The sequence below is a fragment of the Nocardia sp. NBC_00416 genome, from assembly GCF_036032445.1.
GTDB lineage: Bacteria > Actinomycetota > Actinomycetes > Mycobacteriales > Mycobacteriaceae > Nocardia.
Map to the genome: position 1 here is coordinate 4,888,300 of NZ_CP107932.1, position 22,127 is coordinate 4,910,426.

Here is a 22,127-nt window from a genome sequence, read left to right on the forward strand (position 1 = left end):
ACCGGCCTCACATTCGGAAGACGCCGAAGGATTCGGCGCCCTGGACAGGAGCAGTGTGGATGGCCGACAGCGCCATTCCGAGCACTGTGCGGGTATCGCGGGGATCGATGACCCCGTCGTCGTAGAGCCGCCCGGACATGAACATCGCCAGCGATTCGGCCTCGATCTGCGCCTCCACCATGGCGCGCATCCCGGCGTCGGCCTCTTCGTCGAACGCCTGTCCGCGGGCCTCGGCCGCGGCACGGCCGACGATGGAGACGACCCCGGCCAGCTGCGCGCCGCCCATCACCGCGGATTTCGCGCTGGGCCAGGCGAAGACGAACCGCGGATCGTAGGCGCGTCCGCACATCCCGTAGTGCCCGGCGCCGTAGGAGGCGCCCATGAGCACCGAGATGTGCGGGACCTTCGAATTGGAGACCGCGTTGATCATCTGGGCGCCGTGTTTGATGATGCCCTTCTGCTCGTACTCCTTGCCGACCATATAGCCGGTGGTGTTGTGCAGGAACAGCAGCGGTGTGTTCGTCTTGTTGGCGAGCTGGATGAACTGGGTGGCCTTCTGCGATTCCTCGGAGAACAGCACGCCGCGGGCATTGGCCAGGATGCCGACCGGATACCCGTGCAGTTCGGCCCAGCCGGTGACCAGGCTGGATCCGTAGAGCGGTTTGAACTCGTCGAAATCGGAGCCGTCGACGATCCGAGCGATCACCTCGCGCGGATCGAACGGGATCTTGAGGTCGGGCGGGACGATCCCCAGCAGTTCGTCGGAATCGAACAGCGGTGCCGGCGCCGAGGGCCGGGGCGCCGGGCCCTGCTTCTTCCAGTTCAACCGTTTGACGATGCGGCGGCCGATCCGGATCGCGTCCTGCTCGTCGAGCGCGTAGTAGTCGGCCAGGCCGGAGACCCGGGCGTGCATATCCGCGCCGCCCAGGGATTCGTCGTCGGATTCCTCACCGGTGGCCATCTTCACCAACGGCGGGCCGCCGAGGAATACCTTCGAGCGTTCCTTGATCATCACGACGTGGTCGGACATACCCGGGATATAGGCGCCGCCCGCGGTGGAATTGCCGAATACCAGTGCGATGGTGGGGATACCGGCCGCCGACGCCTGGGTGAGGTCGCGGAACATCCGGCCGCCGGGTACGAACACCTCTTTCTGCGTGGGCAGATCGGCGCCGCCGGATTCCACCAGGGAGATCACCGGCAGGCGGTTCTCCCGGATGATGTCGTTGACCCGCAGGGTTTTGCGCAGGGTCCACGGGTTGGAGGTGCCGCCGCGAACGGTGGGGTCCGGCGCGACGATCACGCATTCCACGCCCTCCACCACGCCGATCCCGGCGACGGTGCTCGCGCCCACCTGGAACTCGCTGCCCCAGGCCGCGAGCGGGCACAGCTCGAGGAACGGCGAGTCCTCGTCGATGAGCAGTTCGATGCGTTCCCGTGCGGTCAGCTTGCCGCGTTTGCGATGCCGGGCGAGCTTCTCCGGGCCGCCGCCCGCGATCACCTTCTCGAATTCGGCTTCGACCTCGGCGAGTTTGGCCGTCATGGCCTCGGCCGCCGCGGTGTACCCGTCGGCGGTGGTGTCCAGGGTGCTGCGCAATGTCGTCAAGACTGGTACCCCAATCGTTTCGCGGCCAGGCCGGTGAGGATTTCGGTCGTGCCGCCGCCGATACCGAGGATCCGCATATCCCGGTACTGGCGCTCCACTTCGGATTCCCGCATATAACCCAGCCCGCCGTACAGCTGCACCGCCTGGTTCGCCACCCATTCACCGGCCTCGACGGCGGTGTTCTTGGCGAAGCAGACCTCGGCGATCAGATCGGTTTCCCCGGCGGCCGCCCGAGCGGCGACATCGCGGGTGTAGACGCGGGCGACATCGATCCGCCGGGCCATCTCGGTGACCGTGTTCTGCACGGCCTGCCGGCTGATGAGCGGACGCCCGAAGGTCTCTCGGTCGCGCACCCAGTCCAGCGTGAGGTCCAGGCAGCGTTGCGCGCTCGAATACGCCTGCACCGCCAAACCCACCCGCTCGCTGACGAACGCGGCCGCGATCTGGAGGAAACCGCTGTTCTCCGGGCCCACCAGATTCGTCACCGGAACCCGTGCATCCTGGTAGGACAGCTCCGCGGTATCGGAGGCCCGCCAACCCATCTTCTCGAGTTTGCGGCCGACCGTGAAACCGGGCGTGCCCTTCTCGACCACCAGCAGCGACACCCCGGACGAGCCGGGGCCCCCGGTGCGGACCGCGGTGACCACGAAATCGGCGCGGCAGCCGGAGGTGATGAAGGTCTTGGCGCCGTTGACGATGTAGTGGTCGCCGTCGCGGCGGGCGGTGGTCGTCAAGTGCCCGACATCGGAGCCGCCCCCGGGTTCGGTGATGGCCAGCGAGCCGATCTTCTCGCCGGCCAGGGTCGGGATCACCCACCGCTCGATCTGTTCGGGGTCACCGGCGGCGATGAGATGCGGGACCGCGATACCGCAGGTGAACAGGGAGGCGAACAGTCCGCCCGAGACCCCCGCGTAGTGCAGTTCCTCGCAGACGATCGCGCCGTCGATCCCGTCTCCGGCGGACCCGCCCGCGGATTCGGGGAATTGGATACCCAGCAGACCCAGGGCCCCGGCCTTCTTGTGCAGCTCCCGCGGGATCTCGCCGTCACGCTCCCAGTCGTCGAGGTACGGCAGGATCTCGCGCTCGGCGAAAGCGCGCACGGTGGCGCGTAGTTCGCGGCGCTCCGGGGTGTTCCAGACAGTGCTCACGGCAGCAGCTCCAACGGTATGTCGAGATGACGGGACCGCAGCCATTCGCCGAGTCCCTTGGCCTGCGGGTCGAAACGGGCCTGATAGGCCACGCCCGCGCCGAGCAGACCCGTGATCAGAAAGTTGAGCGCGCGCAGGTTCGGCAGCACATGCCGGGTGATCTCCAGCGGCGCCGTCTCGGGGAGCAGCTCGCGGAGCCGGTCGACGGTGAGCGTGTGCACGAGCCAGCGCCATTGGGCGTCGGTGCGCACCCAGACGCCGATATTGGCATCACCGCCCTTGTCACCGCTGCGCGCCAGGGCTATCGATCCGAGCGGTACGCGCTTCGTGGGAGACACCGGAAGCGGTTCGGGGAGTTCGGGTTCGGGAACGGCGGTCAATGCCTGCGTCCGGGAAGGCGCGCCCACCAGCATCCGGCAACCGGCCGGGCGCATCGCCGTGTGCGCGACCTCCGCGGCGGCGACGTAGCCCGGCCGATAGACCCCGTAGGGCGCCCCGTTCCCGGGTGGCGCGGTGAAACTGCAGCCGGGATAGCTGGCCAGGGCCAATTCCACGGCGACGCTGGAGAAGGCGCGGCCGACTTTCTTCGGGTCGGGATCGCGGACCACGCAGCGCAGCAGCGCACTGGCCTGCTCCTCGGTCGCGGCGTCCGCGCGGTCCAGCCTGGCCAGGGTCCAGTCCAGTTCGGCGGGCCGTTCGGGCAGCCAGGATTCCAATTGCCGCCGGGCCAACGCGGCTTTTTCCTCGATATCGAGGCCGGTGAGGATGAACTCCATCTCGTTACGGAAACCGCCCAGGGTGGTCAGCGAGACCTTCAACTCCGGCGGCGGCGGTTCGCCCACGGTTCCCCGGATGAGCACCCGGTCGGCGCCGTCGGCCGCGAGTTCCACGGTGTCGAGCCGGGCGGTGACATCCGGTCCGGCGTAGCGCGCGCCCTGGATCTCGTACATGAGCTGCGCCGCCACCGTGTCCACGGTGACCGCGCCGCCGGTTCCGGCGTGTTTGGTGATCACGCTGCTGCCGTCCGCGCGTACTTCGGCCAGCGGGAACCCAGGGCGGCTCAGGTCGGCGAGTTCGGTGAAGAACGCGAAGTTCCCACCCGTGGCCTGGGTACCGCATTCGATCACATGACCGGCTACCACCGCCCCGGCGAGCCGGTCGTAATCCGTACGGCTCCAACCGAAATGAGCGGCCGCCGGGCCGACCACCACCGAGGCGTCGGTGACCCGGCCGGTGACCACCACGTCGGCGCCCGCGTCCAGACATTCGACGATGCCCCACGCGCCCAGGTAGGCGTTGGCGGTCAGCGGCGAGCCGAGCCCGAGTTCGGCGGCCCGGCCGGTGAGGTCATCGCCCTCGACGTGCCCTACCTGCACCTGGAGCCCCAGCCGCTCGGCCAGTTCCCGGACCCGCTGCGCGAGCGCGGCCGGGTTCACGCCACCGGCATTGGTGACGATCTGGACATTGCGTTCCAGCGCGAGTCCGAGACATTCCTCGAGCTGCCGCAGGAAGGTCTTCGCATAGCCGAGACCGGCGTCCTTCATCCGGTCGCGACCCAGGATCAGCATGGTCAATTCGGCGAGGTAGTCGCCGGTGAGCACGTCGAGCTGCCCGTCCTCGAGCATCTCGCGCATTGCGCTGAACCGATCGCCGTAGAACCCGGAACAATTACCGATCCGGATCACGTCCGGATCGGCAGCCAGACCACTCATCAGCGGTTACGCCTCCTACTGCGGCACCGGGCAGGGGGGATCGCCCGTGGCTGTCCACGTACGGCTCCAGCATCACAGCCTCCCCAGAAAAAAGCAAGCACGCGTGCTTGTAAATCCGGGAGGCCGCTGCACGTGGCGCGGGAGCCGCGGCGACCAGGCCGGGCGGGCCACCCCGCACCCGGCCGCCCGCACCCGAGACGACCAGGCAAAATGACATGCCGTGTCCCCCGATGTCGCTGCTGTCCTGTTGTTCACCCTCGCCGGATTCCTGATCGGCGGCGCCTACACGACCTGGAAGAACTCCCGGCCGGTGGCGATCAGCCTGGGCGTCTGCGCGCTACTGGCGGCCACGGGTGCGGTGCTCTGGCTGCTGTAGATCGGTGGTTTCCGCCGCCCCTCCACTGGGCAATCCTCGAGCGGCGGCGCCTCCGGACCGGGCCGGCCGCCACCGATGAGCTCGAACCCGGTGCGAACGGCGCCCGCGGGCGCGTAGGAGGAGAACGAGCAGTGCGATCCATCAAGGCGGGTTTCGTCGCCGTGGCCCTGGCGGCCGCCGCCGTAGCGGGCGCCGCACCGGCCCAGGCAACACCGGCGCCCGAGGGCCCGCCGGAGATCCTGTCGATCGATATCAACCTGTTGGGCTGCTCCATCGGCGCAGGCCTCGGCCTGGATCTGCTGCTCTCGCTCGGCAGCGGCAGCAGCAGCGGTTCCGGCGTAGCGGTGAACCAGAGCCTGGCCACCCGCCTGAAGGTGGCCGGCTGCCTCCCCTGGACCTGATTGCACAGCACCGGCCCTGCCCATCTGCGCCGGGCAGGGCCGGTGCACCCCGCTACAGCCAGCCCAGTTGTTCCGCGGCCCGGACCGCCTCGGCGCGCGTCGTGGTCGAAGTCTTGCCGATCGCCGCGGAAAGATGGTTGCGCACCGTGCCTTCGGAAAGGTGCAGGCGCTGGGCGATCACGGCCGCCGTCGCCCCGCCCGCGGCCGCGGCGAGCACTTCGCGTTCCCGTGCGGTCAACGGTGACGTACCCGCCGTCAGGGTCTCGGTGGCCAGCGCCGGATCCACGACCCGCAAGCCCATATGGACCCGGCGAACGGCATCGGCCAGTTCGCGGGCGGGAGTGTCCTTGACCACGAACCCACCGGCGCCCGCGTCGATCGCGCGGCGCAGATAGCCGGGCCGGCCGAAGGTCGTCACCATCAGCACCCGCACCTCGGGATACGCGGTGCGCAGCGCACTCGCGACCTGGACACCGTCCAGCCCGGGCATTTCGACGTCGAGCAGCACCACATCCGGCTTCGACCGCGCGACCGCGTCGAGGACCTCGTCACCCCGGCCCACCTCGGCGACGACCTCGAGATCGGATTCCAGTCCGAGCAGGGCGGCGAGCGCACCGCGCACCAGGGCCTGATCATCGGCGAGCAGCAGGCGGATCATGCCGGGTCCCTTCGCGTGGCAGTACTGCTGGCCCGGTGATACGGGCACGCGGCACGCCACGGCTCATCCGGAAACGGTGACGACAACTCGTACTCCTCCTCCTGCCGTTTCCGACAGCGTCAATATCCCGTCGGCGGCCCTGACCCGCTCCCGCAGCCCCGTCAGCCCGGACCCGGACGCGGCGGCGCCCAGCCCACGACCGTCGTCGACCACCTCGATGCTCGTCGGCGTCACCGTGACCGCGCAGTGCCGAGCGGCGCTGTGGCGCACCACATTCGTCACCGCCTCACGCAGCACCCAGCCGAACAGCTCGTGGTCGCCCGCCGGGAGCCGGGCCGGATCGGGCAGGTCGGCCACGATATCGGCGGCGGCCAGGGCACTGCGCGCGTTGGCGAGCTCCCCGCGCAACGTGACCTCGCGCAGACCGCCGACCGTATCGCGAACCCCGGTCAGCGCGTCTCTGGCGAGGTGTTCGATATCGGCGAGCTCGGACCTCGCGCGCTCGATATCGATATCGAGCAGTCGCTGCGCGAGTTCGGTTTTCACGGTGATGACCGTGAGCGAGTGGCCGAGGATGTCGTGCACGTCGCGGGCCACCCGGTTGCGTTCCGCGGCTACGGCGAGTTCGGATTGCTGACGGCGAGCCAGTTCGGTCAGCATCGCGCCGCGCAGCCCGAGCTGCCGCAGCGTCCAGACCACAACGGGCACGAACGCCACATACAACGGCACCTCGGACAACCGGGGCGTGACCAGCGGAAGCAGCAACAGCACCAGCGCGACCACCGCGCAGACCCAGCCCGACGAGCGGGCGGACAGGCGAAAAACCGCGACGACGGCGATATAGAGCGCGCTGGGCAGCGCCGCGGCTCCGAGCAGTACCACCAGCGCGACGGCGCACAGCACCATTGCCGCGAGGATCGGCCGCACCCCGTGGTCCACGGAAGAGGGCGCCGACGGGAGATCGCGACCGGGCCCGCGGCGGCCGATCAACGCCGTGACGATCAGGACCGTGTACCCCAGCAGAGCCACCGTCGCCAGCGCCGCGGCCGGCTGCTGCTGTTGCCGCCAGCTCTGCACGACCGGCGGGATCAGATAGACGAGCCAGACCACCGCCAGCAGCGCACCGAGCCAACCGCGACGCTTGCCGTCCAGCGCGAAAACGCCGTTCTGGGCCAGCCGGTCCAGGAAATCGGAGACACGACCGGCCGGCGGCGGGCCGAGGGGCGCGCTCATGCGGGATCCCGGCGAGCACGATGCGCGCCCGCCCCACTCTTGTGGGGGCGGGCGCGGTGGTCGATCACGAGGACCGACGGTACCGAAGGACGCGGTACGCCCGGCATCGGCACGGCCTGCTCAGCGCGCGGTGTCGCGCCGGAACATCATGGTCGCACCGCCCGCGAAGAAGGCAGTCCAGACCACAATGTTCAACATGGCGAGCGCGATCGAGGAGCTGCTCGTATCGCCGAACGGCATCCGAACCAGGGTCGCCACGCCGTGGGTGGGCAGCACCCCCGAGACGGTCCCGAACCAGCCGTGCAACGGGATGAACAGCCCACCGCCGAACGACAGAGCCGCCAGCGCGGGGCCGAGCAACTGCATGACGTTCTCCGACGGGAACAGATAGCCGAGGAACAGACCGAAGGCCGCGAAGACCAGCGAGCAGACCCCGGCCAGCAGGAAGCAGAACACCCAGGCAGTGAGAGTGAGCCGCGCGCCGACCACCGCGCCGACGGCGAAGACCACCGACACCGACACCAGTCCCAGCACCATCGCGACCGCGACTTTCGTGGCGACATAGGCGATCGGCCGCAACGGAGTCAGTCGCAATTGACGACTCCAGCCCTGCGCGCGTTCGATCGCCACCATCGCGCCGCCGCTGGTGGTGGCCACCATCGCGCCGTAGACGGCCAGCGACACCATCACGTAACCGGTCATATTGCCCGACCCGAAGGACTTCTCCCGGAAATCCGATTGCAGGCCGAAGATGGCGAAGAACACCGGCGGCATGATCAGCGTGACCAGCAGGGTGCGCCGATTGCGCAGCAGCCGGCGCAATTCCATGCGCAGGAATCCGACGCTGAACCCGCCGGGCAGACGTCGATCGGCCGACGATGAGCGCAGAGTTGTCGTGGTCATTTCTGCTCTCCGGTGGTGAGGGTCAGGAACGCGGATTCGAGGTTGCGCGAGGTGATCTCCAGCTCCGCCGCAGCGGTCTCGGTGAGCAGATAGCGGGCGAGGGCATCGGAATCGGTGGTGTGCACGACGACTCGATCCCCGGACAACTCGACATCGTCGACACCCGGAAGGTCCAGCAACCGCGCGGGCTCGGCGCCGGGCAGTCGCGCGCTGACGCTGCGACCGGCGGCCAGGTTCTTGATCTCGGCGGCGGTGCCGTCGGCGACCACCCGCCCCGCGCGCACCAGCACGATGCGATCGGCATAGGCGTCGGCCTCGTCCAGGTAATGGGTGGCGAAGACAACCGTGCGCCCGCGCCGGGAATCCTCGCGCATCGCGTTCCAGAACTCCCGGCGTCCTTCGACGTCCATCCCGGTGGTCGGCTCGTCCAGCACGATCAGATCGGGGTCCGGCAGCAACGCCAGTGCGAACCGCAGCCGTTGCTGCTGCCCACCGGAGCATTTGCCCACCCGGCGCGCGCCGATGTCGAGGAGCCCGGCACGGGTGAGCACTTCGTCGACCGGGCGCGGCCGCGCGTGCAGCGACGAGACCAGCTGCACTGTCTCGGTCACGGTCAGATCGGGCAGCAGACCGCCCGACTGCAGTACCGCCGAGATACGGCCCGCGGCCACCGCCCGGGCCGGCTCGTCGCCGAATATCCGGACGGTGCCGGAATCCGGTGTCGCGAGTCCGAGCAGCATATCGATGCTCGTTGTCTTCCCCGCGCCGTTCGGGCCGAGGAAGGCCACGATCTCCCCCGGCCGGATCACCAGGTCCAGTCCGTCGACGGCCCGGACTTCACCGGCGCCCGGAACGCGGAAACTCTTGTGCAGACCACGCAATTCGATCGCGGCCGGGCCACCCCCGCCGGACCCTCCCGCCGCGGGTGGCGCGGCCCCGTTTGTCACTGTCGATGTCATGACTCCACACTCGCCCGCGGGCGACGCGGATACCTCGCACGAGTGTCATCAACCGCCCATGACACTTGTCATGGGCACTCCCGTGGTGGGGACCAGCGGAACCCGAGGGCCGAACGTCGCGGAGCCCGAGGGCCACGGCTGCCGCGGAACGACAGCGATCAGTCGGCCTCGAGCAGCGCGGCTTTCAGGTTCCGCGCGGCGGTCTCCGGGTCACCGGCCGCGGTGATCGCGCGCACCACGACCACCCGGCTCGCGCCCGCGGCCAGCACCTCGGGCAGCGTCGCGCCGTCGATACCGCCGATCGCGAACCACGGCCGGGCCGGCGCCGCGGCCGCGGTCTCCCGCACCAACTCCAGCCCGGCGGGTGTACGCCCCGGCTTGGTGGGGGTCGCCCACACCGGGCCGGTGCAGAAGTAGTCGAGATTCTCGTCGGCCGCCGCCAGCCGGACCTGGTCGAGGTCGTGCGTGGACCGTCCGATCACCACATCCGGTCCGAGAATCCGGCGGGCGTACCAGGGCGGCAGATCCCGCTGGCCCAGGTGCAGCACATCGGCGCCGGCCGCGAGGGCGATATCCGCGCGATCGTTCACCGCCAGCAGCGCCCCGTGTCGGCGGGCGGCCGCCTTGAGCTCGGCGAGCGCCGCGAGTTCGTCCTTTGCCTCGAGCGCGCCGTACTGCTGCTCGCCGGGCGACCCTTTGTCGCGGAGCTGGACGATATCGACACCGCCGGCCAGCGCCGCGTCCGCGAACGCGGCCAGATCCCCCTTCTCACGGCGGGCGTCGGTGCACAGATACAGCCGGGCGGTCGTGAGACGGTCACGTGGCGGCAGGGGCCGGCGAGCGGAGGACGGTTGCACAACTGCCACGGTAACCGCGCTAACGTGGAGGCGTTGCAGGAGGTAGAACGTAGTGCGAACATCCGCGCGCACGGCGCGGCCGGCCGCCCGGACGCCGTATCACCGTGGCGCGGCCGCACCACCGTCGAGGCGTTGCCGCGCAGGGTCGTCCGGCCCGGATCCGCGCGATCCGACGCGACGGCAGAGTTCCGAGGAGGTGGCGTAGGTGACGACACGGGAACCCGCCGCCGGTTCGACACTCGCCGTCGTCGGCGGCGGCGTGATCGGTCTCTCGGTGGCCTGGCGGGCCGCCGCCGCGGGTTGGACGGTGACACTGTTCGATCCGGCCGTGGGGTCGGGCGCCTCCTGGGTAGCGGGTGGAATGCTGGCGCCGCTCTCGGAGGGCTGGCCGGGTGAGGACGAGGTGCTCGCGTTCGGCGCCGCCGCGCTGGCGCGCTGGCGCGAGTTCGCCGCCCGCCTCGAAACCGTCACCGGAGTGGATGTCTTCGTCGCCGCCGAAACGCTGACCGTCGCCCTGGACACCGCCGACGCCGCCGATCTGCGGACGGTCGCCGACTGGGTCGGTGGGCGCGGTCACGAATTGCGGGTCCTGGACCGCGCCGGTGTCCGGGAGCTGGAACCCGCGCTGGCCCGAACGGTCCGGGCCGGGCTGCTCGCCCCCACCGAGCCGGCCGTCGATAACCGCCGGTTGGTGACCGCGCTGCGCAAGGCCGCCGCCGAGGCCGGGGTGACCACACGTCCGGCGCGGGTCCGGGAACTCGCCGATCTGGACCAGCGGCAGGTCGTGCTGGCCGCGGGAGCCGCCTCGGCCGAGCTGTGGCCGGGCCTGGCGGTCCGGCCGGTGAAGGGCGAGATCCTGCGACTGCGCCGGCGGCCGGGGACCCAACCCCCGCCCTCCCGAGTCGTCCGCGCCCGAGTCCACGGCAGGCCGGTGTACTTCGTGCCCCGCGCCGACGGTGTGGTGGTCGGCGCGACCCAGTACGAGGCGGGATTCGATACCGCCGTGACCGTCGCCGGAGTCCGCGACCTCATCGCCGACGCCGAATCCGTGCTGCCCGGGATCGGCGAATACGAACTGTCCGAGGCCGGCGCCGGCTCGCGGCCCGGGACTCCGGACAATCTGCCGCTCATCGGCCGGCTGTCCGACCGCGTGATCGCGGCCACCGGACACGGCCGCAATGGCATGCTGACCAGTGCGCTCACCGCCGACGCGGTGCTCGCCGAACTCCGCGGGAAACCGCTGGCCGAGGCCGCGGCGGCCGATCCGCTGCGGTTCGCGGCGTCCACACCCTCAGGAGGAAGTCGATGACAGTGTCATCAGCAGAAGGGTCATCAGCACCCGGCTCGGCGGTGCCGATCGGGGTAACCGTGAACGGCGCCGAGCACGAGTTCGCCGCTCCGCTCACCGTGCGCGAACTGCTGGAACGGCTGGAACTGCCGTGCAAAGGTGTGGCGCTGGCGGTCGACGGCGCGGTCTTCCCGCGATCGCGCTGGGACGAGCCGGTGGGACGCGGCTGGGAGATCGATGTGCTGACGGCGGTCCAGGGTGGCTGACGACGCGCTGCGGATCGCCGACCGCACATTCGGCTCCCGGCTGATCATGGGTACCGGCGGGGCGGAGAATCTGACCGTCCTCGAGGAAGCCCTGCTCGCCTCCGGCACGGAACTGACCACGGTCGCCATGCGCCGGGTCGACGCGGCCGGCGGGACCGGTGTCCTCGACCTGCTGAAACGACTCGATATCGCGCCGCTGCCCAATACCGCGGGCTGCCGCACCGCCGCCGAGGCCGTTCTCACCGCCCAGTTGGCCGCCGAGGCGCTGGACACCACCTGGGTGAAACTCGAGGTGATCGCCGACGAGCGCACCCTGTTGCCGGACCCCATCGAACTCCTCGACGCGGCCGAACAGCTGGTCGACGCGGGATTCACGGTCCTGCCCTATACGAACGACGATCCCGCCCTCGCGCGGCGGCTCGAGGACGCGGGTTGCGCGGCGGTGATGCCGCTGGGCGCCCCGATCGGCACCGGGCTGGGCATCGGCAACCCGCACAATATCGAGATGATCGTGGGCCGCGCCGGGGTGCCGGTGATCCTCGACGCCGGGATCGGCACCGCCAGCGACGCCGCGCTCGCGATGGAGCTGGGCTGCTCGGCGGTGTTGCTCGCCACCGCGGTCACCCGGGCCCGGCATCCGGCCCTGATGGCGGCCGCTATGGCCGACGCGGTGCGGGCCGGTCACCGGGCCCGGGCGGCGGGGCGGATCCCGAAGCGGTTCTGGGCGCAGGCGTCGTCCCCCGAGCGGTAGATCCCTGAACCCGCGGGGTCCGCGAGCGGGTGGGTCGTCCGGGTCGTGTCATCCTCCAGGATGAGTACGGATCGCGACTATCGGGCGACGCGAGTACGCCGTGGATAGGGCATGCTGGTCTGCATGATCGAAGTCCGGGGCTTGACCAAGCATTACGGGCAGACCGTCGCGGTCCAGGACCTGACCTTCACTGTGCAACCCGGTCAGGTCACCGGATTTCTCGGACCCAACGGCGCCGGTAAGTCCACCACTATGCGCATGATCCTCGGCCTGGATCGGCCCACCGCGGGCACCGCGCTGATCAACGGCAGACCGTACCGGCAGTTACGCCACCCGTTGCGCGAGGTCGGCGCCCTGCTCGACGCGAAATGGGTGCATCCCAACCGCTCGGCGCGGGCCCATCTGGAGTGGATGGCCGCGTCCAACGCGCTGCCCAAGTCCCGGGTCGAAGAGGTGCTGCGGCTGGTGGGCCTCTCGGAGGTGGCCGGTAAATCGGCCGGCGGCTTCTCGCTCGGCATGTCCCAGCGGCTGGGCCTGGCGGGCGCGCTGCTGGGCGACCCCAAGGTCCTGCTGTTCGACGAACCGGTCAACGGCCTCGACCCGGAGGGCATTCTCTGGATCCGCCGGTTCATGCAGCGGCTGGCGGCCGAGGGCCGCACCGTGCTGGTGTCGAGCCATCTGCTCTCGGAGATGTCGCAGACCGCCGACCACCTCGTGGTGATCGGCCGCGGCCGGCTCATCTCCGATTCCACGACCTCGGAATTCATCGAACGGGCGTCGGAGTCGTCGGTGCGGGTGCGCAGTCCGCAGCTCGACGAGCTGCGCAGCCTGCTCACCTCGCACAATATGACCGTGAAACAGAATGAGGGCAGTGCCGACGGCGCCGCCCTGGTGGTCAACGGGGTGACCAGTGACGCGGTCGGCGCCCTGGCCGGTGAGCACAACATCACCCTCTACGAGCTGGCCCCGCAACGCGGCTCCCTCGAGGAGGCCTTCATGCGGATGACCGGTGGGGATGTCCAATATCACGGCGAGGTCGGCGCGCCGGGCGATGTCGCGGCCGTCACACCGCAGGCCGCGCCCCCGCAGCCGGTCGCGGCGAAGGTTCTCGGAGGTGCGAAGTAATGGGTGTGATCGCCGCGGAACGGATCAAACTGACCTCGACCCGCTCGCCGTGGTGGTGCTCGGCGATCGTGGTGGCCCTCGCGCTGGGATTCGCCGCCCTGTTCGGGTTCATCGGCCGGATCGCCGCCGACGACCCGCAGGCCTCCGGGGCTCCCGCGCTGACCGTCGACACGGCCTTCCTCGGGATCAGCGGGTTCGGGGTCATGGTGCTGGCCATCATGGCTACCCTGACCGTGACCAGCGAATACCGATTCGGCATCATCCGCACGACCTTCCAGGCCGTACCCAACCGGCTGCTCGTGATCGGTACGAAAGCGGGTCTGGTCGGGGTCTACGCGGCCGTGCTGACCACGATCTTGGCCTTCGCCGCGTACGCGATGGCCAAGGCGGTGGCCGGGGACGCGGGATCCACCTTGATGCTCGAGGGCAATTGGCGGGCCCTGTACGCGGTCCCGATCCTGGCTTTCCTCAACGTGGTCCTGGCCATCGGCATCGGGGTGCTGGTCCGGCAATCGGCGGCGGCGATCTCGTTGATCGTGCTATGGCAGCTGATCATCGAACCGCTGGTCGGCGCACTCGGTAAGGTGGGTCGTGAGATCAGCGCGTTCCTGCCGTTCCAGAATGCGAGCCGCTTCGCGCTGATGGACGAGTCGATGGCGGCCGGGAACTGGCATTGGGGCGTGTGGGGCAGCCTCATCTACTTCATCGCTTTCGTTGCACTCGTCACCGGCGCGGCGCTGCTGGTCGTGAACCAGCGCGACGCCTGACCTCGAACCACCCGAGCTGCTTCCCTCGCCGCTCGGGTAGCGGGTAGCGCGACCTTGTCGGGAGGATCGCGCAACCCCGCACTTCGGCAGCCACTGCCCGGCGGCCGGGGTGCACTTACCACCGGCCCGGCGCACCCCGCGCCGGGCCGGTGGTCGTGATCACACAGTTGGACATTTGTCCTGATCAGCAGCGCGCCGGTCGGAACCGCGAAGTGTCTGTAACCATGCGTTCACCTTCGGACCTGCGGTCGCCGCTACCATCGGGGCAAGGCACCACACGTTTTCCATCGGCGGACCCAACGGCGTGCCGCACTCCTCCGATAGAGAGGTGACAGGTGACGATTCTCAGCGTTCCTCCCACGTCCGATCCCCTGAGATACCCTCAGGGCGTGAACGAAAACCCCTCCGGCCGTGCCGTACCGGAGCCGGAGGTCGACAGCGCCGCCGCGCCGGGCGCCGCCCGCGCCGCCGCCGACGCGATCACGATAGGACTGACCCCCGTCCACGAGAACAACGCCGCCGACTCCGACGGTGCCGCCCGCCCGCGGGTGCATCCGCTCTCCGCGCTGATGAACGCGGCCAATCAGCGTCCGGACGTCATCGAGGTCCTGCGCCGGGCCCGCCACCAGCTCCCCGGCGACCCCGCGTTCGGCGATCCGCTCTCGGTCAGCGGCCCCGGCGGCGCCCGCGCGGTCGCCCGCGCCGCCGACCGGCTGGTCGGCGACAACCCCAGCGCCGCCCGGGAGATAGGTTTCGGGGCCCTGCAGGTCTGGCAGGCGATGCTCGAACGGCTCGGCCGCGGCAAGGGCACCGAGGAGATGACGGTGATGTTCACCGATCTGGTCTCGTTCTCGTCCTGGTCGCTCACCGCCGGCGACGAAGCCACCCTGGACCTGCTGCGCAAGGTCGCCAAGGCCATCGAACCCCCCATCGCCGACCGCGGCGGCCAGGTGGTGAAGCGGATGGGCGACGGCGTGATGGCGGTCTTCCCTTCCGCCGACCGCGCCGTCGCGGCCGCGATCGCCGCGAGACGCAATCTCGCCCAGATCGCCGTGGACGACTACCAGCCCCGGATGCGGATCGGGCTGCACACCGGTTCACCGCGGGAGATCGGCGGCGACTGGCTGGGTGTGGACGTCACGATCGCCGCGCGGGTGATGGAGGCCGCCGGAAACGGCAGGATGATGATCTCCGAGACCACCCTGGACGCCCTGGACCCCGAGACTCTCGCGGAACTCGGGTACACCGCCCGCCCCTACCGCCGCAGTTTCTTCGCCGCGCCGCTCAACGGCGTCCCGGAGGATCTGCGGATCTTCCGGATCAGCTCGTCGGCCTGACACCGCTTCGGGCGGGCCCGGTCAACCAGGCTCCGACATGAACAACGCGCGGTCGCTGTCGGGGATCCAGCAGCCGGGCGCGGTGGCACGGTCGTAGTTCTCCCGGAAGTAACCGACCAGTTCCGCGAGACCGGGATGCGGGTCGGTGTCGTCCCACACCAGCGCATGCGGATACGCCGGGGTCGGGTCGACGACGTGCACTCGGCGGATATGCGGGTGCCAGGGCAATTCGAAGCCCTCGGCGTTGAACGTGGCCAGCGTGTCCGACTCGGCGATGTGCTCGAGGATCATATCCATCGGCGAAGGCCCTCGACCGGGGTCCACACCCGGGAACATCTCGGCGCGGCGGGTGCTGTCGATGACGATTCCGCTGTACCGGCTCAGCTCACGGTAGTAGTCGGTCCATTCCGACTCCACGGACGTACCGGGAACCCAGACCCTGGAACCGGCGAGTTCGGCGAGCGGCACCGCGGCCCGGCCCGCCAGCGGATTGTCCTTGCCGACCAGCAGGTGCAGGGGATCCAAGCGGACCGGGATCGCCGCGATATGCGCCGGTAGCGCGCGAGGGCCGCCATGGGCGCGGGCGAAGGCGGCGTCGACCCGGCCGGCCAGCAGGGCGTCCCGGGACGTGACGAACGCGTTGGACAACACGATCTCGATATCGCGTTCGGGGTGACGGCCGAGGTAGTACCGCATCGCGCGCATTTCGATATGCCGCTCGCCCAGCACCGCCACCCGCAGCGGTCGCGGCTGCCGCACAAGCGTGGCCACGGCCTCGTCGGCGACGGCCAGCAGCGAGCGCGCGTGCGGCAGGAACCGGGCGGCCGCGGCCGTGGGCACGGCGCCGGTGCGGATCCGCTCGAACAGGGCGACGCCGAGCTGGTTCTCCAGCCGCGCTATGCGTTTGGAGACCCCTTGCTGGCTGATGCCCAGTGCCGCCGCGGCGGTGCTGAACTGACCTTCGTCGGCGACGGCGACGAAAGCGCGCACGGTGGCCAGATCGAGCTCCCCCACTCCACCTACTGATACATCCATCGGTTGTCGCAACCCTCATGTCGATTGTTCGACTCAGCCCTCACGAACTGGTCATATGTAGCCGAAATGACCATACCGGCCCGCCGGTTCGACAACCGAAACGGTGCGGGGCCGGTTCCACGGCACGGGGTGATCGATGACGAACGCGTCTTTCGTGCATCTGCACAACCACACCGAGTACTCGATGCTCGACGGGCTGGCCAAGGTGGCTCCGTTGTTCGCGGAAGCCGAGCGCCTGGGCATGCCGGCGGTCGGGATGACCGATCACGGCAACATGTACGGGGCGGCGGAGTTCTTCCGGCAGTCCCAGCAATCCCCGGTGCGGCCGATCATCGGCATCGAGGCCTACATCGCACCGGAGTCCCGGTTCTCCGCTACGCGGGTGCGCTGGGGCGAGCCCGGTCAGAAATCCGACGATATCTCGGGTTCCGGGGCCTACCTGCACATGACGATGTTCGCCAGAAACGCCGTGGGACTGCGGAACCTGTTCCGGCTGTCGTCGCGGGCGTCGTTCGAAGGGCAGTTGGGAAAGTGGCCGCGGATGGACGCGGAGCTGATCGCCGAACACGCCGAGGGCGTCATGGCTACCACGGGTTGCCCGTCCGGCGAGGTCCAGACCCGCCTGCGCCTGGGGCAATTCGACGCGGCCTACGAGGCGGCGGGCCGCTGGCGCGATATCTTCGGCCCGGACAACTTCTTCCTCGAGGTGATGGACCACGGGCTGGCGATCGAACGCCGGGTTCGCGACGATCTGCTGGCGGTGGGCGAGAGGGTCGGGCTGACCCCGTTGGCCACCAACGACTGCCACTATGTCCGGCAGCAGCAGGCCGCGGCGCACGAAGCGATGCTGTGCGTGCAGACCGGCAAGACGTTGTCCGATCCCACCCGGTTCCGGTTCGACGGCGACAGTTTCTACCTCCGGTCCCCGGCGGAGATGCGCGCGCTGTGGGACGACGAGGTGCCGGGAGCCTGCGATGCCACGCTCGCGGTCGCCGAAAGCATCGAACCGTACGACGAGGTCTGGGACTTCCGCGACCGGATGCCGGTGTTCCCGGTCCCCGCGGGCCATACCGAGGACAGCTGGCTGCGGCGCGAAGTGACGGCGGGCCTGCGCTGGCGTTTCCCGGACGGCGTCCCCGACAGTTACCACCAGCGCGCGGGGTTCGAGCTGGACATCATTCGCGACAAGGGATTTCCCGCCTATTTCCTGGTGGTCGGCGACCTGATCTCCTACGCGCGCCGAGTCGGCATCCGGGTCGGGCCCGGGCGCGGTTCGGCGGCCGGATCGCTGGTCGCCTACGCCCTGGCGATCACCAATATCGACCCCATCGAACACGGACTGCTCTTCGAACGCTTCCTCAACCCGGAACGACCGTCCGCGCCCGATATCGATATCGATTTCGACGATCGCCGGCGCGGCGAGATGATCCGCTACGCCACCGAACGCTGGGGCGCGGACAAGGTCGCCCAGGTCATCACCTTCGGCACCATCAAGACCAAGGCCGCGATCAAGGACGCGGCCCGCGTACAGTTCGGACAGCCCGGTTTCGCTCTCGCCGACCGGATCACCAAAGCCCTGCCGCCCGCGGTCGCCGCCAAAGACATTCCGGTGTCCGGGATCACCGATCCCGGACACGTTCGCTACGGCGAAGCCGCCGAGGTCCGGGCGCTCATCGACGCGGACCCGGATATGCGCCGGATCTACGACACCGCCGTAGGCCTGGAGGGAATGGTGCGCGGCGCGGGAGTCCACGCCTGCGCGGTGATCCTGTCCAGCGAACCACTGCTCGATATCGTCCCACTGTGGAAACGCCCGCAGGACGGGGCTGTCATCACCGGCTGGGACTACCCGTCGTGTGAGGCCATCGGCCTGCTCAAAATGGATTTCCTGGGGCTGCGCACGCTTACCGTGATCGGCGACTGCCTCGACAATATCCGCGGCAACCGCGACATGGACATCGACCTGGACACCTTGGCTCTCGGCGACGAAGCCACCTACGCCATGCTGACGCGCGGTGACAACCTCGGTGTGTTCCAAATGGATTCGGCGGGGATGCGGGAACTGCTGCTGCGCATGGCGCCCACCGAGTTCAACGACCTGGTCGCCTCCAACGCCCTGTATCGGCCGGGGCCGATGGGAGTCGGGGCGCACTGGGCCTACGCCGATCGCAAGAACGGCCGCGAGGCGGTGACGCCGATCCACCCCGAACTCGACGAACCGCTGCACGAGATCCTCGCCGAAACCTACGCGCTGATCGTCTACCAGGAACAGATCATGCAGATCGCACAGCAGGTCGCCGGATACTCCCTGGGCCAGGCCGATCTGCTGCGCCGCGCGATGGGCAAGAAGAAACCGGAAGTACTGGCCATGGAATTCGAGAACTTCCGCGAAGGTATGCGCGGCAACGGGTACAGCGACGAGGCGGTGACCGCACTATGGGAGGCCGTGCTCCCGTTCGCCGGATACGCCTACAACAAATCCCATGCCGCCGGCTACAGCCTGGTGATGTACTGGACCGCCTATCTCAAGGCGAACCACCCCGCCGAATTCATGGCCGCCCTGTTGACCTCCGTCGGTGACGACAAAGATAAATCGGCGACCTACCTCGCCGACTGCCGCAAACGCGGTATCCGGGTGCTCCCGCCGGATGTCAATCAGTCGGCGGCCACATTCACCAGCGTCGGACCCGATATCCGCTTCGGACTGGGCGCCGTCCGCAATGTCGGCGAACCGGTGGTGGACGCGGTGGTCCGGGCGCGGGAATCCGCCGGAGAGTTCACCAGCTTCTCCGACTATCTGGCCAAGGCCGATAGCGCCGCCTGCGGCAAGAAGGTTGTCGAATCACTGGTCAAAGCAGGCGCGTTCGATTCACTGGGCCATCCCCGCAAAGGCCTGCACACCATCCACGGCGAAGCCATCGACGCGGTGGCGGTTACCAAGAAGGCCGCGGCGCGTGGGCAATTCGATCTGTTCTCCGGCGATACCGACCCCGAGGCGACCGCTTCGGTGTTCGACCTGCCGGTTCCCGAGCAGGAATGGGATACCCACGAACGGTTGAGCTACGAACGGGAAATGCTCGGGCTCTACGTCTCCGGGCATCCGCTCGACGGTATCGCGACCGCACTCGCCGCCGCCGGTGACACCCCGATAGCGGCACTGCGCGACGGGCAGATTCCGCACGGCCGCCGGGTGGCGGCGGCCGGGATCATCGCGGCGGTCGACCGCCGGGTCACCAAGAAGGGCGAGCCCTGGGCGGTCGTGCGCCTCGAAGATCTGGAAGCGGGCGTCGAGATCCTCTTCTTCCCCGGCTCCTACGCGATGGTCGCCGGCCACCTCGTCGAGGACGCCGTAGTGCTGATCGGCGCGACGGTCAGCGTCCGCGACGGCCGCCGGTCCGTGCTGGGCGATCACGTGACGACACCGGACCTCACCGCCGCGGCGTCCGGCCGGCCCGTCACCCTGACCCTCGGCACGGCGATCTGCACGCCGCACAGTGTGCGCGCCCTACGCGAAATCCTGCAGCGTCACCCCGGCGCCACCGAGATCCGGATCAATCTGATCGGCGCGCGCGGTCCCCGGCTGCTCGCCCTCGACCCCCGGTTCCGGGTCGCCACCTCTCCGGCGCTGATGGGCGAGCTGAAAGCGCTGTTCGGGCCCGGCTGCCTGCGGTGAGGTGACGATCAGGACAGATCGAGATGCCGGTTCATCGCCATCGCCGCTTCGGCCAACTCCGGAAGTTCGAGCACGCTCACCCCGTCCGCCCGCAGTTTCTCCACACCCACGCAGTTCGTGACGAAGGTGGTGGGTTCACGCCAGGCGATCACCACGCGCGGGATACCCGCGGCGAGAACACGGTCGGTGCACGGCCGCCGGCTCTTGGTGGCCCGCTCCGAACACGGCTCCAGCGTGCTGTAGAGGGTGGCGTGCCGCAGCCGCGGGTCCCGCGGGTCCAGCTTGCCGAGCGCGGCTTCCTCGGCATGATTCTTCGGATCGGACTCCCGGGAGTAGCCCGTGGCGATCTCGACACCGTCGGCGACCAACACCGCGCCCACCGAGAAAGCCCCCGCGACCGGCGGGCTCTGCCGCGCGAGATCGATCGCCCGGTTCATCCAGCGGTGGTGGTCCGGTTCGGGCACCTGGCCTCCTAGGGTCGATATCTCAACACTGCCACATCCCCCACCCGATCGACCTCGACGAGACGCATCCGGTGGGTGGAGCCGCCCGGAAACCGCGCGGGATGCAGGAAACGCGGTGCGGCGGGGTCGCCGACGAGCGTGGGTCCGATCGCGAGCTGGAGTTCGTCGGCCAATCCGGCGGCCAGGAACGCGGTGTGGATCCGGCCGCCGCCCTCGACCATCAACCGCCCGATTCCGCGCGCACCCAGATCGTCCAGCAGCCGCCCGAATTCGAGTTCCGGACCGAGTGCGACGATTTCGGCCGGCGCGGGCGGCCGATCGCGCAGCCGCCGCGCACCCGCGTCGGTGGTGTAGACGAGCGGCGGATGCTCCGCAGTTCCGTACCGCCAGAATCGGGCGTCCGGATCCAGCTCGCCGCGCGCGGTCACCGTGACCTTCCGGGGATATTCCGGCCGGCCGGCGGCGAGTCGTTCTTCCCGGCGCCCCTCGTCGCGCACGATCAGCCGCGGGTTGTCCCGGCGCACCGTCTCGGCGCCGACCAGGATCGCGTCGGCCCACGCGCGGACTCCGTCCACCCGGTCGAAGTCGGCGTCGTTGGACAGCAGCAGTCGCTCCGGAGCGGTGTCGTCGATATAGCCGTCGACACTCACCGCGACGGACAGCAGCACATATGGGCGCGCAACGGGCGGTTGTTCCGCAACGGTGTCCATTCAGGCCTCGGGTCCCAGCACTCGGCTGCGCGGAATCCCCACCACCCGCGCTGCCGCGGCAGCCGGCGCACCGAGTCCGGCGCCCGGATCGCCCGCCGCGCGCACAGCCTCGGCGGCCGCGACGGATCCCGCGGGGTCCGGATCCTCCGGCGGGTACGGCGGGTTCAGCAGCACCGCGCGCTCACCGGGCCCGCCTGGTTCGGCGTGCAACCAGACGAACTCCGCACCCAGATCGATCGTGCGCGGCAGGGTCGCGGCCAACTCCACCGCGTCGGCCGCCGCGCAATCGTCCGGATCCACCCGGGCGAAAGTGGCCCGCAACGCGGGCCAGGCGTCGGCGAATCCGGCGTGCAGCGGGCGCCGGTCCACCTCCTCCTCCGGAACCCAGGCCAACTCCACACTCTCCATATTCGGGCGGACCGGCAACGGTTTGCCGGCGTCGGCGATCACGGTGGTGTAGGTCCAGCCGCTCGGCGCGGTCGCGGTGACCCGTTCGGCGCGCACCCGGATATCAGCAGCCTTGATCCCGGCCTCTTCGTCCGCTTCCCGGACCGCCGCGTGCACCGCCGTCTCGTCGCTGTCGCGCGCGCCGCCGGGCAGCGCCCACGTACCGCCCTCGTGGCTCCACAAGGCCCGATGCTGCAGGAGAACAGCGGCGCCGCCGGTGCCGAGGGGAGCGCGCAGCAGCAATCCCGCCGCACCGAATCTGCCCCAGTGCCGCACACCACCCGGGCTGAAGGACCACCCGTCACCATCACCGCGCATCTCGCACCGTCCTCGTCGACCGTCCCTCTCCATCCTGCCGCACGGGTCTGCGGTTGCTCGTTGTGGAGGTCCAGGGCGCGCGCCCGGGCAATA

At 69.6% G+C, this 22,127-nt stretch carries 21 protein-coding genes; 9 read left to right on the forward strand and 12 right to left on the reverse strand.

The features are described 5' to 3' along the window. Positions 1-7 precede the first annotated feature (7 nt). The 3 genes from OG804_RS20990 to OG804_RS21000 are packed head-to-tail and all read right to left on the reverse strand — an operon-like array spanning position 8 to position 4,466. Positions 8-1,606, reverse strand: coding sequence for an acyl-CoA carboxylase subunit beta (locus OG804_RS20990; protein WP_328389063.1), 1,599 nt, complete (start codon positions 1,604-1,606; stop codon positions 8-10). Continuing rightward, positions 1,603-2,754 carry an acyl-CoA dehydrogenase family protein gene (locus OG804_RS20995; RefSeq protein ID WP_328389065.1) on the reverse strand — a complete coding sequence of 384 codons (1,152 nt, stop codon included), beginning with the start codon at positions 2,752-2,754 and terminating at the stop codon, positions 1,603-1,605. Before OG804_RS20995 ends, OG804_RS20990 begins: the two co-directional genes overlap by 4 nt. Continuing rightward, complete coding sequence (locus OG804_RS21000; protein ID WP_328389067.1) at positions 2,751-4,466, reverse strand: acyclic terpene utilization AtuA family protein; 1,716 nt, start codon at positions 4,464-4,466, stop codon at positions 2,751-2,753. Before OG804_RS21000 ends, OG804_RS20995 begins: the two co-directional genes overlap by 4 nt. Before the next feature lie 220 nt (positions 4,467-4,686). Between OG804_RS21000 and OG804_RS21005 the strand changes: the two genes are divergently transcribed. Together OG804_RS21005 and OG804_RS21010 are read left to right on the forward strand one after the other, a co-directional pair. After that, positions 4,687-4,842, forward strand: a complete 156-nt coding sequence (locus tag OG804_RS21005) for a hypothetical protein (protein ID WP_328389068.1) — start codon at positions 4,687-4,689, stop codon at positions 4,840-4,842. Between the two features lie 131 nt (positions 4,843-4,973). Beyond that, positions 4,974-5,243, forward strand: coding sequence for a hypothetical protein (locus OG804_RS21010; protein WP_328389070.1), 270 nt, complete (start codon positions 4,974-4,976; stop codon positions 5,241-5,243). A gap of 52 nt (positions 5,244-5,295) precedes the next feature. Here OG804_RS21010 and OG804_RS21015 read toward each other — a convergent pair whose 3' ends face one another. From OG804_RS21015 to thiE, 5 genes are all read right to left on the reverse strand, one after another. Continuing rightward, positions 5,296-5,901, reverse strand: a complete 606-nt coding sequence (locus OG804_RS21015; protein ID WP_328398575.1) for a response regulator transcription factor — start codon at positions 5,899-5,901, stop codon at positions 5,296-5,298. 63 nt (positions 5,902-5,964) lie between these two features. After that, a complete protein-coding gene (locus OG804_RS21020; protein ID WP_328389072.1) occupies positions 5,965-7,134 on the reverse strand; it encodes a sensor histidine kinase in 1,170 nt (389 codons plus the stop codon). A gap of 120 nt (positions 7,135-7,254) precedes the next feature. After that, complete coding sequence (locus OG804_RS21025; protein WP_328389074.1) at positions 7,255-8,037, reverse strand: ABC transporter permease; 783 nt, start codon at positions 8,035-8,037, stop codon at positions 7,255-7,257. Next, complete coding sequence (locus OG804_RS21030) at positions 8,034-8,996, reverse strand: ABC transporter ATP-binding protein (protein WP_328389076.1); 963 nt, start codon at positions 8,994-8,996, stop codon at positions 8,034-8,036. The genes OG804_RS21025 and OG804_RS21030 overlap by 4 nt, the downstream gene beginning before the upstream one ends. Positions 8,997-9,154: 158 nt before the next feature. Beyond that, positions 9,155-9,853: a thiamine phosphate synthase gene (gene thiE / locus OG804_RS21035; RefSeq protein WP_328389078.1), complete on the reverse strand. Its 699-nt coding sequence runs from the start codon at positions 9,851-9,853 to the stop codon at positions 9,155-9,157. Between the two features lie 205 nt (positions 9,854-10,058). On the opposite strand from thiE, the gene thiO reads away from it, so the two are divergent. From thiO to OG804_RS21065, 6 genes are all read left to right on the forward strand, one after another. Further along, entirely contained in the window at positions 10,059-11,162 is a 1,104-nt protein-coding gene (thiO, locus tag OG804_RS21040) for a glycine oxidase ThiO (RefSeq protein ID WP_328389080.1), read from the forward strand. Next, the gene (gene thiS / locus OG804_RS21045) at positions 11,159-11,407 is read left to right on the forward strand and encodes a sulfur carrier protein ThiS (protein ID WP_328389082.1); all 249 of its coding nucleotides are present in this window, start codon (positions 11,159-11,161) and stop codon (positions 11,405-11,407) included. The genes thiO and thiS overlap by 4 nt, the downstream gene beginning before the upstream one ends. Then, positions 11,400-12,158, forward strand: a complete 759-nt coding sequence (locus OG804_RS21050; RefSeq protein WP_328389084.1) for a thiazole synthase — start codon at positions 11,400-11,402, stop codon at positions 12,156-12,158. The genes thiS and OG804_RS21050 overlap by 8 nt, the downstream gene beginning before the upstream one ends. Before the next feature lie 123 nt (positions 12,159-12,281). Beyond that, a complete protein-coding gene (locus OG804_RS21055; protein WP_328389086.1) occupies positions 12,282-13,283 on the forward strand; it encodes an ABC transporter ATP-binding protein in 1,002 nt (333 codons plus the stop codon). Then, positions 13,283-14,050 (forward strand): ABC transporter permease, encoded by a 768-nt coding sequence (locus OG804_RS21060; protein ID WP_328389088.1) that lies wholly within the window; start codon positions 13,283-13,285, stop codon positions 14,048-14,050. Before OG804_RS21055 ends, OG804_RS21060 begins: the two co-directional genes overlap by 1 nt. Positions 14,051-14,439: 389 nt before the next feature. Continuing rightward, entirely contained in the window at positions 14,440-15,387 is a 948-nt protein-coding gene (locus tag OG804_RS21065) for an adenylate/guanylate cyclase domain-containing protein (RefSeq protein WP_442941589.1), read from the forward strand. A gap of 21 nt (positions 15,388-15,408) precedes the next feature. Here the strand turns inward: OG804_RS21065 and OG804_RS21070 are convergent, their stop codons facing one another. After that, on the reverse strand, positions 15,409-16,422 hold the full coding sequence (locus tag OG804_RS21070) for a LysR family transcriptional regulator (RefSeq protein WP_328389090.1): 1,014 nt from the start codon (positions 16,420-16,422) through the stop codon (positions 15,409-15,411). Positions 16,423-16,558: 136 nt separating this feature from the next. Here OG804_RS21070 and dnaE point away from each other — a divergent pair, with 136 nt between their 5' ends. After that, entirely contained in the window at positions 16,559-20,095 is a 3,537-nt protein-coding gene (dnaE, locus tag OG804_RS21075; protein WP_328389092.1) for a DNA polymerase III subunit alpha, read from the forward strand. Positions 20,096-20,103: 8 nt separating this feature from the next. Here dnaE and OG804_RS21080 read toward each other — a convergent pair whose 3' ends face one another. Genes OG804_RS21080 through OG804_RS21090 form a run of 3 tightly spaced genes read right to left on the reverse strand, consistent with a single transcriptional unit; the run spans position 20,104 to position 22,034 of the window. Further along, the gene (locus tag OG804_RS21080) at positions 20,104-20,559 is read right to left on the reverse strand and encodes a deaminase (protein WP_328389094.1); all 456 of its coding nucleotides are present in this window, start codon (positions 20,557-20,559) and stop codon (positions 20,104-20,106) included. A gap of 8 nt (positions 20,560-20,567) precedes the next feature. Continuing rightward, entirely contained in the window at positions 20,568-21,269 is a 702-nt protein-coding gene (locus OG804_RS21085) for a RibD family protein (RefSeq protein WP_328389096.1), read from the reverse strand. Beyond that, positions 21,270-22,034 (reverse strand): NUDIX hydrolase, encoded by a 765-nt coding sequence (locus OG804_RS21090; RefSeq protein ID WP_328389098.1) that lies wholly within the window; start codon positions 22,032-22,034, stop codon positions 21,270-21,272. Positions 22,035-22,127: the final 93 nt, after the last annotated feature.